We start from the raw sequence: 13,269 nt of genomic DNA, 5'->3' as shown, positions 1-13,269 counted from the left end.
CGACGGGTCCCCGCGCCCCTCTCAGCGGCGCGGCGGCGCCCGGAAGGCAGAGGGCCGGCTCCGGGCCGTGTCGAGGGCGGGGGCGAGGAGTTCGCCGGCCATGCCGGCCATGACGAGTCCGGCCGCGATGAGCAGCCCGTGCTCCCGGACGACACCGGTGGCCAGCGCGGCGAGCGCGGCGGCGAGCAGCAGCCGGGCGGGCCACTTCCGGTACTGGCGCGGTCGGCACGGGCGGCCCTCCGCGAGCGCCCGGTGGAAGCGGGGGTCCTCGCGGTGGAGGCCCTCCTCGATCCGGCGGAGCCGTTCGTCGTGGGATTCGTGCGGTCCGGGCATGGCTCCTCCCTCGGGGAACGGGGGCACGAGCGGGCGGGGTGGTCGGTGGTCCGATCCATCGGCTCTCCTCTCGGTCGCGGCCCGTTCCGGCCCGGCCGGGAGGGGCGCCGCGGGCGCGGAGGGGCGCACACGGCCGCGGGCGTCCGGTGCCGACGCCGACGCGGCACCCGCCCGGCGGGGCGGTGCGATGCGTGGCCGTCGAGATGTCAAGGAACACCGGTCGCGTGCGTCCCCGGCGGCGGTGTGGCCGCCGGACGCCTACGGAGGGCCGGAAGGGGGATTCGGCTCCACCCTCCCCCGGCCGGGGGGACCGACGCCATCGGGGTCGGAACCCAATTGCGGACGGCCCGCACCTGTAGAACGGCCCGGACCGGGCCCCGGACCGCGTCCGGGGCGGATTCCGGGAACTCCTCGCCCCTTCCGGCCGTTGTTCTTCCTCGGGACCGGTCCGGCAGTCTCCGCGCCTCCCCGGGCCTCCCCGCGCCGCACCCTCGGCCGCGCTCTCCCCGGCGTCCGTCGCCCGTGCGGGCGTCGCGTCCGCACCACCGTGCGCCGTGGTCATGGCCGCTGGTCGGGTACCCGCGGCCACCGCGGCCGCTCTGTCGCGCGAGTGCGTCACGCTCCCGAGCCACCCCGTCCCCGGCCGCGGCGGCCACCGTCCGCCCGTACCGGGCCCGACTCTCCCTCGAAGGGCACACGTTGACCTGCGGCGGTCGCCGGACGCCGCCCCGACGCGGACCGCTGGACAGCCGACCGCGCCGACGTCCCGGCCCCGTGCGCCCCGGCCCCGGGCGTCCCCGCCCCGCGCGGGCGGCCGCCGTGCGCTCCGGCGAGCGCGGCCGGGCCCCGGGCGGCGCGGCGGCTGTACGCGGGCGGGGCGCGTCCGGCGCGGCGGTCACCGGCGCCGGGGGCCGGCCGGGGAACCCGGCGATGCCGCCCGGCCGGGGTGCAGAATGGCGGGGCGGCAGGCTCACGGAGCATCGCGCCCACCGAAAGGAACCGAAGCTGTGCATGGCGAGTACAAGGTGCCCGGCGGCAAACTGGTCGTCGTGGATCTGGACGTGGAGGACGGCGCCCTGCGCGGTGTGCGGGTGGCCGGTGACTTCTTCCTCGAACCGGACGAGGCGCTCGACGCCGTGAACCGCGCGCTGGAGGGCGCCCCGGCGGACACCGACGCGGCGGGCCTGGCCGCGCGGATCGACGCGGCGCTGCCCGAGGACACCGTGATGTACGGGCTGACCTCGGAGGGCGTCGGCATCGCGGTGCGCCGCGCGCTGGCGCACGCCACGGACTGGACGGACTACGACTGGCAGGTGATCCACGAGGGTCCGCAGTCCCCCGCCCTGCACATGGCGCTGGACGAGGTGCTCACCGGCGAGGTCGCCGCGGGCCGCAGGCCGCCGACGCTGCGGGTGTGGGAGTGGGGCGCCCCGGCGGTGATCATCGGCAGCTTCCAGTCCCTGCGCAACGAGGTGGACCCCGAGGGGGCCGCCCGGCACGGCATCGAAGTGGTGCGACGCATCTCGGGCGGCGGTGCCATGTTCGTCGAGCCCGGCAACACCATCACGTACTCGCTGTCCGTGCCCGAGGCGCTCGTGCAGGGCCTCTCATTCCAGGACAGCTACGCCTACCTCGACGACTGGGTGCTGGGCGCGCTCGGGGAGATGGGCATCCGCGCCTGGTACCAGCCGCTGAACGACATCGCCACCGACCAGGGCAAGATCGCGGGCGCCGCGCAGAAGCGGATCGTGGGCCACGGCGGCCGGCCCGGCGCGGTGCTGCACCACGTGACCATGTCGTACGACATCGACGCCGACAAGATGCTGGAGGTGCTCCGCATCGGCCGGGAGAAGCTGTCGGACAAGGGCACCAGGAGCGCGAAGAAGCGGGTGGACCCGCTGCGCCGCCAGACGGGGCTGCCGCGCGAGGCGGTCATCGAGCGGATGATCGCGTCCTTCGCCGGGCGCTACGGGATGACCCGGGGCAAGGTGACCGACGAGGAGCTGGCCCGCGCCGAGGAGCTGGCCCGCGACAAGTTCGGCTCCCCGGAGTGGACGGGCCGCGTGCCGTAGCGGGGCGGGGTGGCCGGGCCGGGCGGCGCGCCCGGGCACGCGGTGGCCGGGCCCGCCGCCCGGGGTGCGCGGTGCCCCGGCCACGGCACGCGGCTGCCGGGGACACGCACGATCCGGGGCCGCCGACCGGGACGCCACGGCTCGGCCAAGCAACTGGGGGGCGTTCTGCCACCGGAGGGCGCCGACGGGAACCGGGGCACCCCTGACCGCGGACACCGCCGCTCCCCGACCCGGGTCCGGTCGGGACCCGTCGGCCGGGACCCGTCGGCCGGGAGCCGCCGGGCACGGCTCGGGACGGCACCCGCACGGCTCCGGAGGGTGACCGGGCGGCGCCGGAGGGCCATCGTCGCACCCCCGTGCGTCACCGGCCGGGCACGCAGCGAGTTCGGCCTTCCCGCTCGCTCGCTCCTCATGTGACACTGGCGTCCCGTCCCCCGGGCGGACCCCCTCCGCTTCGTCCTCCACGAGAAGTGCGCCTTGCGTCCCCTGCCTTTCCCGCTCGCCCTGGCCGCGCGCCTGGCACCGGTCGCCGTGCTGGCCACGGCAGGCTGGGCCATGTCCTCCGGCACCGACCCGGCGCCGACCGCCGAGCACCGCACACCGACCGACGGCGCCAGACCCTCGGCGTCGGAGCCGGCCGCGGAGGAGGTGACGAAGACGTACGCCGCGGCCCCGGCGCCCTGCACCGCTCTGGCGGAGAAGAGCGTCCTCGCGCTGGTCCCCGGCGCGCCGAAGGCGGGCAAGGAGATCGCGTCCACCGACACCAAGGTGCGCCGCACCTGTTCGTGGAACGCCCTCAAGGACTACGACTACCGCTGGCTCGACGTCTCCTACGAGGTGATGGGCTCGGACGAGTCGGCGGCGAAGTCCTACAAGGAGCGGATCACCAGCCGCAGCGGCGGCGGCGACGTCCCCGGCCTCGGCGACTCCGCCTACTCGGTGGTGAACCTCACCAGCGAGGACGGCCAGGAGACCCGGGAGGGCACCGTGGTGGTCCGGGCCGCCAACGCGCTGGTGGTCATCACCTACAACGGGAGCGACTTCGAGTCGCACAAGGCTCCCGGCACCGACGAGATCAACCGGGGCGCGATCAAGGCCGCCAAGGAGGCCGTCGCGACGCTGGAGCGCACCCGCTCGCGGTGACCGCCCGGCCGCGGCTCACCCGCCGAGGGCCGGGATCACGGTCGTGCCGTAGGCGTCGATGACCCGCTCCCGCGCGTCGTGCATGGCGTAGACGGCGAACTGGTCGACGCCCAGGGCCGCCAGGTGCCGGAGCTTGTCGACGTGGGCCCCGGCCGGGCCGAGGAGGCAGAAGCGGTCGACGATCCCGTCGGGGACGAAGGCGGTGTCGGGGTTGCCGGCACGGCCGTGGTGGGAGTAGTCGTAGCCGCGCCGGTCCTCGATGTACTCCGTCAGCTCCTCGGGGACCACGCCGGAGTGCTCGCCGTACCGGGCGACGAGATCGGCCACGTGGTTGCCGACCATGCCGCCGAACCAGCGGCACTGCTCGCGGGCGTGCGCGAGGGACTCCGGGGAGTCGTCGTCCGTCACGTACGCGGGGGCGGCGACGCAGACCGTGAGGGTGTCGGGGTCGCGCCCGGCGTCCCGGGCCGCCCGCCGCACCGCGCTCACCATCCACTCCGTCAGGAACGGGTCGGCGAGCTGGAGGATGAGGCCGTCGGCCTTCCGCCCGGCCAGGGCGAGCGCCTTCGGGCCGTACGCCGCCATCCACACCGGCAGCTTCCCGTCCCGCACCCACGGGAGGCGGACCGGGCTGCCGTCGACCACGGCCTCCCGGCCCTCGGCGAGGTCGCGGATGACATCGATGGCCTCGCCCAGCCGGGCCAGGGTGATGGGCCTGCGGCCGACCACGCGCATCGCGGAGTCCCCCCGGCCGATCCCGCAGACGGTCCGGTTGCCGAACATGTCGTTGAGGGTGGCGAAGGTGGAGGCCGTCACCTCCCACGTCCTCGTCCCCGGGTTGGTGACCATGGGGCCGACCGTCAGCCCGTCCGTTTCGGCGAGGATCCGGCTGTGGATGACGAACGGCTCCTGCCAGAGCACGGCGGAGTCGAAGGTCCAGCCGTGGCGGAACCCGTTGCGCTCGGCCCGCCGCATCAGCTCGACGACACGGGAGGCGGGCGGGTCGGTCTGGAGAACGAGTCCGAAGTCCAAGGCGTGGGCTCCTAGTTCAGATACTGGCAGGTGGACCGGGGGAGGAAGACTCCGTGTCCGGCGCGGCCGACGTACTCGCGCCGTTCGACGACCGGCTCGCCCCGCGAGAGGACCGTCTCGACCTGCCCGGTGACCGTCCTGCCCTCGTACGCCGAGTAGTCCACGTCCATGTGGTGGGTCGCGGCGGACAGCACCTGGGTGGTGTGCGGGTCGTAGACGACGAGGTCGGCGTCGGAACCCGGGGCGATGGTGCCCTTCCTCGGGTAGAGGCCGAACATGCGGGCCGGGGTCGCGCAGGCGATCTCGATCCAGCGGCGGCGCGAGAGGTGCCCCTCGACGACGGCCTGGTGCAGGAGGTCCATGCGGTTCTCCACCCCCGGAAGGCCGTTGGGGATCCTCGTGAAGTCGCCGCGGCCCAGCTCCTTCTGCCCGGCGAAGCAGAACGGGCAGTGGTCCGTCGACACCACCTGGAGGTCGTTCGTCCGCAGCCCGCGCCAGAGCGCCGCCTGGTGCTCCCTCGGCCGCAGCGGCGTGCTGCACACGTACTTGGCGCCCTCGAAGTCCGGCCGCGCCAGGTCGTCCGTGGACAGGAACAGGTACTGCGGGCAGGTCTCGCCGAAGACCGGCAGCCCCAGGTCCCGCGCCGCCACCAGCTCGGCCACCGCCTCCCGCGCCGACACGTGGACGACGTACAGCGGCGCGCCCGCGACCCGCGCCAGCTGGATCGCCCGGTGGGTGGCCTCCGCCTCCAGCAGGGCCTTGCGGACCTCCCCGTGGTGCCGGGGCGCGGTCTCGCCCCGGGCCAGGGCCTGTTCGGCGAGGACGTCGATGGCGATGCCGTTCTCGGCGTGCATCATGATCAGCCCGCCGTTGCCGGCGGCCCGCTGCATGGCGCGCAGGATCTGCCCGTCGTCCGAGTAGAGGACACCCGGATACGCCATGAACTGCTTGAAGGAGGTGACGCCCTCCTCCACGAGCCGGTCCATCTCCCGGAGCGTGCCCGGGCGGACGTCGGAGACGATCATGTGGAAGCCGTAGTCGATCGCGCACTTGCCCTCGGCCTTGGCGTGCCAGGCGTCCAGCCCCTCGCGCAGGCTCCGGCCGACGCTCTGGACGGCGAAGTCGACGACGGTGGTGGTGCCGCCCCAGGCGGCGGCCCGGGTGCCGGTTTCGAAGGTGTCGGCGGAGCGGGTGCCGCCGAAGGGCATCTCCATGTGGGTGTGGCCGTCGACGCCGCCGGGGAGGACGTATCTGCCGGTGGCGTCGATGGTCCGCTCGGCGGTGAACGCCTCGGCGGCGGCGGTGCCGGAGGCGGCGAGGGCGGCGATCCGGCCGTCCTCGACGAGCACGTCGGCGTGCGTCTCCTCGGCCGCGGTGACGACGAGTCCGCCGCGGACGACGGTACGGCCGCTCATGCGCTTCCCTTCTGTGGCGGGCGTCCCGCCGGGGTGTGAACGTGCCTCCGGGGCATGGCACTTGGCGGTGGCGTCACGCCGGGGCGGCCGTCGGGCGGGCGGTGTGCGGGCGGTGGGTGCCGGAGCAGCGCGGGCGGCGGACGGCCGCCGCCGGGGACCGGGTCCGGTCGGCGGCAGCGGTCCTCCCCCGCCGGGGAGCCGGCGGAAAGGGGCGGACGGCGGGGCGCCGCGCCCGGCCGGCCGGCGGACGGTGGGGCGCCGGCCGGCCGACGGGCGGGGCGGGCCGGGCCGCGGGGTGTCACAGGCCGCGCAGGGCGCGTTCGAGGACGGCGGCGCCCTCCTCGGCCTCCGCGACGGTGAGCGACAGGGGCGGGGCGATGCGCAGGACGCTGGTGTCGTGGCCGCCGCCCCTGCCGATGAGCAGCCCGCCCATGCGGGCCTCCTCCTGGACGGCGGAGGCGGCTTCGGGGTCGGCCTCGTCGGTGCCCGGCCGGGTCAGCTCGACGCCGATCATCAGCCCCCGTCCGCGCACCTCCCGCACGTGCGGCACCCCGGCGGCCGCGGAGCGGAGCCGCTCGACGAGGAGCCCGCCGACCCGCCGGGCGTTGCCCTGGAGGTCGTTCTCCAGGAGATGGGTCAGGTTGGCGAGTCCGGCGGCCATGGTGATCTGGGTGCCGCCGAAGGTGGAGATGCTGTTGGCGTCCAGGCAGTTCATGATCTCGGCGCGGGCGATGACCCCGCCGACGGACATGCCGTTGCCGAGTCCCTTGGCGAAGGTCACGATGTCCGGCGGGCCGTTGCGGGCGTGCGCCTGCCAGCCCCAGAAGTGGTCGCCGGTGCGGCCCCAGCCGGTCTGCACCTCGTCCGCGATCCACAGGACGCCCCGCTCGCGCAGCACCGCGCGGAAGGCGGCGTACAGGCCGTCGGGCGGGGAGGTGAAGCCGCCGACGCCCTGGACGGGTTCCGCGATCAGCGCGACGGGGTCGCGGGTGTGGCCGAGCAGGTCGGTGAGGTCCGCGACGCAGGCGTCGATGAACTCCCGGTCGTCCAGGTGGGCGTAGGGGCCGCGGGTGCGGACGCCGCCGTGCACGTAGAGGGTCTGGAGCGGGGAGAGGGAGGTCGGGGACCAGCCGCGGTTGCCGGTGACGCCGACGGAGGCGAAGGAGCGGCCGTGGTAGCTGTTGCGCATGGCCAGGACGGTGTTGCCGCGCCGGTGGGCGGTGGCGAGCAGCAGGGCCGTGTCGTTGGCCTCGGTGCCGGAGGTGGTGAAGAAGACCCGGGCGTCGGGGATGGCCGACAACTGGGCGATGCGCTCGGCGAGTTCGACCATCGGCCGGTTCAGGTAGAGCGTGGAGGAGTGCACGATGCGCCCGGCCTGCTCGCTGACCGCCTTGGTGACCTCGGGCAGGGCGTGGGCGGTCATGGTGGTGAGGATGCCGCCGAAGAAGTCGAGGTACTTGTTGCCCGCGGAGTCCCAGACGTGCCGTCCCTCGCCGTGGGTGATCTCCAGGGGCTCGCCGTAGTAGAGGGCGAGCCATTCCGGCAGCACGGCGCGGTGCCGGGCGAACAGGTCACCGGTCATGGGCGCACCAGTCCTTCGTAGGCGTCGGGGCGGCGGTCGCGGTAGAAGGCCCACTCCCGGCGGACCTCGTCGATCAGGCCGAAGTCCAGGTCGCGGACGAGGAGTTCCTCCTCCACGTCGCTCGCGGCGGCGCCGACGAGGCGGCCGCGCGGGTCGACGAAGTACGAGGAGCCGTAGAAGTCGTTGTCGCCGTACTCCTCGCGGCCGACGCGGTTGATGGCCGCGACGAAGTACTCGTTGGCGACGGCCGCGGCGGGCTGCTCCAGGCGCCAGAGGTGCGCGGAGAGGCCCCGGTGGGTGGCCGAGGGGTTGTAGACGAGCTGGGCCCCGGCGAGACCGAGGGCCCGCCAGCCCTCGGGGAAGTGGCGGTCGTAGCAGATGTAGACGCCGATCCGGCCGGCGGCGGTGTCGAAGACGGGCCAGCCGAGGTTGCCGGGGCGGAAGTAGTACTTCTCCCAGAAGCCCTCCAGCTGGGGGATGTGGTGCTTGCGGTAGGTGCCCAGGACGGTGCCGTCGGCGTCGATGACGGCCGCGGTGTTGTAGAAGAAGCCGGGCGCCTCGGCCTCGAAGACCGGGGCGACGACCACCATGCCGGTCTCCCGGGCGAGGTCGCGCATCCGGCCGATGGTGGGTCCGCCGGGCACCGGTTCGGCCCAGCGGTAGTGCGCGGGGTCCTGGACCTGGCAGAAGTAGGGGGCGTTGAAGACCTCCTGGAAGCCGATGACCCGGGCGCCCCGGCGGGCCGCCTCGCGCGCGTGCTCCTCGTGCTTGGCCACCATGGAGCCGGTGTCGCCGGTCCAGGTCGCCTGGACCAGGGCGGCACGTACGACATTGGCCATGAGCTGCTCCTTCGACCCGGCGTGCGACACGACGTCAGAGAGCCTCCACCCCGCGAATGGGGCCGTAGGGGGACGAACGTAAGCCTCCCGGGCGGACTTGCCAAGGCCATCGCGGTCCGGCCGGAGTGTCGGACGCCTTTGGCACTCCGGTGGGCGAGCGCGACCGCCGGAGCGCACCACGGGGCGCGGAGGGGGCGGGTGAAGGGGGGCGCGGGGAGCGGGAACGGGTCAGGCGGCGGCGGGCACGCACTGCCCGGACAGCTCGTCCAGGGACAGGCCGAGGGCGGCGGCCAGGGCGACCACCGTGAAGAAGGCCGGGGTGGGGGCGCGCCCGGTCTCGATCTTGCGCAGGGTCTCGGCGGAGACGCCGGCCCGCGCCGCGACCTCCGCCATGCTGCGGTCACCGCGTGCCGCGCGCAGCAGCCGCCCCAGGCGCTCGCCGCGCTCGCGCTCTTCGGGGGTCAGGGGGGTGCGCACCATGCGCCCCATTCTAATACCGGTCGCCCGGAACGGGCCATGACGCGGGTCACGGCGGGAGTGGGGCCCCGCGGGCGTGGACGGGGAGGGGCGCCCGGCGGACGGCGCGGGGACGGGGGCGGACAGCGGACGGCGCGACCTCCGGGCCGGACGGCGGGCCCAGGGGCAGGACCGCGCGACGGGTCCGGTGCGACGGGCCCGGCAGGGGCGGGCCGACGGGGGCGGTTTCGGCGGGGCGGGCTCCGGACGGCTGGACCCAATTAGAATACCGGTATAGTAATTGGCATGGTGGAACTGAAGACGGACACATCGATCGATGCCATGCACGCCGCCGGACAGGTCGTCGCGCGCGCCCTGACCGCCGTACGGCGGGCCGCGGACGTGGGCGTGAGCCTGCTGGAGCTGGACGCCGTGGCCCGGGAGGTGCTGCGGGAGGCGGGCGCCGGCTCGCCGTTCCTCGGCTACCGGCCCTCCTTCGCGCCGGCCCCCTTTCCCGCGGTGATCTGCGCCTCGGTCAACGACGCGATCGTGCACGGCATCCCGGACGGCTACCGGCTGCGCGACGGCGACCTCGTCTCCGTCGACTGCGGGGCGACCCTGGACGGCTGGGCCGGGGACTCGGCGGTGAGCTTCACCGTGGGCACGCCGCGCCCCGCCGACACGGCGCTGATCGCCGCCGCCGGGCGGGCCCTGGACGCCGGTATCGGCGCGGCCGTCGTCGGCAACCGCATCGGCGACATCGCGCACGCCATCGGCGCGGTGTGCCGCGCGGCGGGGTACGGCATCCCGGACGGCTTCGGCGGCCACGGCATCGGACGGCGGATGCACGAGGACCCCGGGGTGCCCAACGAGGGACGGGCGGGGCGCGGGATGCGGCTGCGGCACGGGATGGTCCTCGCCATCGAGCCCATGGTGACCGGCGGCGGCCGGGACGACTACCACGCCGCCCCCGACGGCTGGACGCTGCGCACCAACGACGGCTCCCGGGCCGCCCACGCGGAGCACACGGTGGCCATCACGGACCGCGGACCGCGCGTGCTCACGGCGCGGGACGGCCTCTGACCCGGTCCGCGCCCCGCCCCTCCCCCACCGCCGCCGTCACCGCCACCGGCCGCCCGGCCCGCGCCGCCGCCACCGGCCCGGCCCGCGCCCCCGCCCCGCGGCGCCGCGCCCCCGCCCGCCATCGCCGGGCGTCCGCCCACCCGTTCCGCACCGGCACCGCGTCGTCGCCGCCCCGGCCCCGGCCGGACATGCCCGGCGGAGCGGAACGTGTCATGTTGGGCATGACCGCCCCCCGGCCGGGTTACCCGGTCCCGGCACGTCGATCAGCGATGCAGCGGAGGTCCGTACACGATGACCAGCGGCTACATGGGACCGGAGGGCGACCCGTTCGCGGAGTTCCTGGCACGTTTCTTCGGCGGTCCGCGCCCGCGGCAGATCGACATCGGCCGGCTGCTCAGCCAGCCGGCCCGGGAGCTGGTGCGCGGCGCCGCCCAGTACGCCGCCGAGCACGGCAGCCGCGACCTGGACACCGAGCACCTGCTGCGGGCCGCGCTCTCCACGGAGCCGACCCGGGGCCTGCTCAGCCGTGCCGGGGCCGACCCCGACTCGCTGGCCTCGCAGATCGACGAGCGCACCGGCCCGGTGACGCACCCGCCGGGCGAGGTGCCGCCGCCGACCTCCCTCTCGCTGACCCCGGCCGTCAAGCGCGCCCTGCTGGACGCGCACGAGCTGGCCCGCGCCTCCGGCACCGGCCACATCGGCCCCGAGCACGTGCTGAGCGCCCTGGCCGCCAACCCCGACTCGGCCGCCGGGCACATCCTGAACGCCGCCCGGTTCGCGCCCATCGGGCTGCCCCCGGAGACACCGGACACCGCGGGCCCGCGGACGGCGGAGGGGACCCGGACGACGAACACGCCGACGCTCGACAAGTACGGCCGCGACCTCACCGACCTCGCGACCCAGGGGCGCATCGACCCGGTGATCGGCCGCGAGGACGAGATCGAGCAGACCGTCGAGGTGCTCTCCCGGCGCGGCAAGAACAACCCCGTCCTGATCGGTGACGCCGGTGTCGGCAAGACCGCCGTCGTGGAGGGGCTCGCCCAGCGCATCACCGACGGCGACGTGCCCGACGTGCTGACCGGGCGGCGGGTGGTCGCGCTCGACCTGGCCTCGGTCGTGGCCGGCACCCGCTACCGGGGCGACTTCGAGGAGCGGCTCACCACCATCGTGGGTGAGATCCGCGCCCACTCGGACCAACTGATCATCTTCATCGACGAGTTGCACACCGTCGTCGGCGCCGGGGGCGGCGGCGAGGGTGGCTCCATGGACGCCGGGAACATCCTCAAGCCCGCTCTCGCCCGGGGTGAGCTGCACATCGTGGGCGCGACCACGCTGGAGGAGTACCGCAGGATCGAGAAGGACGCCGCGCTCGCCCGGCGCTTCCAGCCGATCCTCGTGCCGGAACCCGGCACGGCCGACGCCATCGAGATCCTGCGCGGGCTGCGCGACCGCTACGAGGCCCACCACCAGGTCCGCTACACCGACGAGGCGCTGGTCGCGGCCGTGGAGATGTCCGACCGCTACCTCACCGACCGGCGGCTCCCCGACAAGGCCATCGACCTGATCGACCAGGCGGGCGCCCGGGTACGGCTCCGGTCCCGCACCAAGGGCACCGATGTGCGCGCCATGGAGCGCGAGGCGGACCAGCTCGCCCGGGACAAGGACCAGGCGGTGGCCGACGAGAAGTACGAGGAGGCCACCCGGCTGCGCGACCGGATCGGCGAGCTGAAACAGCGCATCGCCGAGGCGGGCGGCCACGGGGAGGCCGACGAGGGGCTCGGCCTCGTGGTGGGCACGGAGGCCATCGCGGAGGTGGTGTCCCGGCAGACCGGCATCCCCGTCAGCAGCCTCACCCAGGAGGAGAAGGACCGGCTGCTCGGCCTGGAGTCCCATCTGCACGAACGGGTGGTCGGCCAGGAGGAGGCGGTACGCGTCGTCTCCGACGCGGTGCTGCGCTCCCGGGCCGGGCTCTCCAGCCCCGAACGGCCCATCGGCAGCTTCCTGTTCCTCGGCCCGACCGGCGTCGGCAAGACCGAGCTGGCCCGCGCGCTGGCCGAGGCCCTGTTCGGCAGCGAGGACCGGATGGTCCGCCTCGACATGAGCGAGTACCAGGAACGCCACACGGTCAGCCGGCTGGTCGGCGCGCCGCCCGGGTACGTCGGGCACGAGGAGGCCGGGCAGCTCACCGAGGTGGTGCGCCGCCACCCGTACTCGCTGCTGCTGCTCGACGAGGTGGAGAAGGCGCACCCGGACGTCTTCAACATCCTGCTCCAGGTCCTGGACGACGGGCGGCTGACCGACTCCCAGGGCCGGACGGTCGACTTCACCAACACCGTCGTGGTGATGACCAGCAACCTCGGCTCCGAGGCGATCACCCGGCGGGGCGCCGGCATCGGCTTCGGCGCCGGTGGCTCCGACGCCGACGAGGAGGCGCGCCGGGAGCAGGTGCTGCGCCCGCTGCGCGACCACTTCCGGCCGGAGTTCCTCAACCGCATCGACGAGATCGTCGTCTTCCGCCAGCTCAGCGGTGAGCAACTGCGCCGGATCACCAGCCTGCTGCTGGACCAGACCCGGCGGATGGCCCGTGCCCAGGACGTCACCGTGGACTTCACCGACGCCGCCGTGGACTGGCTGGCCGAGCGCGGCTACCAGCCCGAGTACGGGGCCCGGCCGCTGCGCCGCACCATCCAGCGCGAGGTGGACAACCAGCTCTCCCGGCTGCTGCTGGACGGCCGGGTCCGGGAGGGCGGCCGGGTCACGGTCGAGGTCGAGGACGGACGCCTGGCGTTCCGCACGCCGCCGCGCGCGCCCGCGGACACGTCGTCCTCCGGCGCCGCCGGGACCGAGGACAGCTGAGCACGGCATCCCGGGCGCCTCGGGGTGTTCCGGCCCGGCGTGTTCCGCCGGAGCGGAGCCGCAGGGGAAGGGGGGCACGGCGCCGGGGACGTGGGGGCTCCGCGCGGGACGGCGGCCGTCGCCACGGGCCGCGGGCCGGGGTTCTCGCCGCATGCCGCCTCCCGTGGAGCGGCCTGCTCCTGCTCCTGCTCCTGCTCCTGCTCCTGCTCCTGCTCCTGCTCCTGCTCCTGCTCCTGCTCCTGCCGGACTCGTGGCGGGAACAGTCGTTTCGTCAACCAGGACCTCTGGGCCGAGCCACGGCGCGTCCCGACGCGCGGGCCCGAGCCGGAGGACCGACACGGGGGTCCGACATCCGACCCGGGGGTCCCGACCGGCCTCGGACCGGCCCCGTCACGGCGCGGGCGCGGACGCGCGTGCCGTGACGGGGCGCCCCGCGACGGGAGACGGAGGACGCGGGC

At 75.0% G+C, this 13,269-nt stretch carries 10 protein-coding genes; 4 read left to right on the top strand and 6 right to left on the bottom strand.

Annotated elements, in window-relative coordinates; all coding sequences use genetic code 11:
* Window positions 1–21: 21 nt before the first annotated feature.
* Window positions 22–333, bottom strand: a complete 312-nt coding sequence (locus GTY84_RS31000) for a DUF3040 domain-containing protein (RefSeq protein ID WP_161229722.1) — start codon at window positions 331–333, stop codon at window positions 22–24.
* Between the two features lie 1,007 nt (window positions 334–1,340).
* Between GTY84_RS31000 and GTY84_RS30995 the strand changes: the two genes are divergently transcribed.
* Complete coding sequence (locus GTY84_RS30995; RefSeq protein ID WP_161229721.1) at window positions 1,341–2,405, top strand: biotin/lipoate A/B protein ligase family protein; 1,065 nt, start codon at window positions 1,341–1,343, stop codon at window positions 2,403–2,405.
* Between the two features lie 477 nt (window positions 2,406–2,882).
* Window positions 2,883–3,548: a hypothetical protein gene (locus GTY84_RS30990; RefSeq protein ID WP_161229720.1), complete on the top strand. Its 666-nt coding sequence runs from the start codon at window positions 2,883–2,885 to the stop codon at window positions 3,546–3,548.
* Between the two features lie 15 nt (window positions 3,549–3,563).
* Here the strand turns inward: GTY84_RS30990 and GTY84_RS30985 are convergent, their stop codons facing one another.
* From GTY84_RS30985 to GTY84_RS30965, 5 genes are all read right to left on the bottom strand, one after another.
* Window positions 3,564–4,580: a TIGR03842 family LLM class F420-dependent oxidoreductase gene (locus GTY84_RS30985; protein WP_161229719.1), complete on the bottom strand. Its 1,017-nt coding sequence runs from the start codon at window positions 4,578–4,580 to the stop codon at window positions 3,564–3,566.
* 11 nt (window positions 4,581–4,591) lie between these two features.
* On the bottom strand, window positions 4,592–5,995 hold the full coding sequence (hydA, locus tag GTY84_RS30980) for a dihydropyrimidinase (RefSeq protein WP_161229718.1): 1,404 nt from the start codon (window positions 5,993–5,995) through the stop codon (window positions 4,592–4,594).
* 298 nt (window positions 5,996–6,293) lie between these two features.
* A complete protein-coding gene (locus tag GTY84_RS30975; protein ID WP_161229717.1) occupies window positions 6,294–7,577 on the bottom strand; it encodes an aspartate aminotransferase family protein in 1,284 nt (427 codons plus the stop codon).
* Entirely contained in the window at window positions 7,574–8,593 is a 1,020-nt protein-coding gene (locus GTY84_RS30970; RefSeq protein ID WP_345943583.1) for a nitrilase-related carbon-nitrogen hydrolase, read from the bottom strand. The genes GTY84_RS30975 and GTY84_RS30970 overlap by 4 nt, the downstream gene beginning before the upstream one ends.
* 51 nt (window positions 8,594–8,644) lie before the next feature.
* Window positions 8,645–8,896 carry a helix-turn-helix transcriptional regulator gene (locus tag GTY84_RS30965; RefSeq protein ID WP_161229715.1) on the bottom strand — a complete coding sequence of 84 codons (252 nt, stop codon included), beginning with the start codon at window positions 8,894–8,896 and terminating at the stop codon, window positions 8,645–8,647.
* Window positions 8,897–9,178: 282 nt separating this feature from the next.
* Between GTY84_RS30965 and map the strand changes: the two genes are divergently transcribed.
* The gene (gene map, locus GTY84_RS30960; protein ID WP_161229714.1) at window positions 9,179–9,955 is read left to right on the top strand and encodes a type I methionyl aminopeptidase; all 777 of its coding nucleotides are present in this window, start codon (window positions 9,179–9,181) and stop codon (window positions 9,953–9,955) included.
* A gap of 291 nt (window positions 9,956–10,246) precedes the next feature.
* Entirely contained in the window at window positions 10,247–12,811 is a 2,565-nt protein-coding gene (locus tag GTY84_RS30955) for an ATP-dependent Clp protease ATP-binding subunit (protein ID WP_161229713.1), read from the top strand.
* The last annotated feature ends 458 nt before the right edge of the window (window positions 12,812–13,269 follow it).

Source organism: Streptomyces sp. SID8352 (assembly GCF_009862265.1).
Classification (GTDB): Bacteria; Actinomycetota; Actinomycetes; order Streptomycetales; family Streptomycetaceae; genus Streptomyces.
The sequence above is the reverse complement of the archived record's forward strand: the minus strand, read 5'-3'. Positions and strand labels throughout refer to the sequence as shown.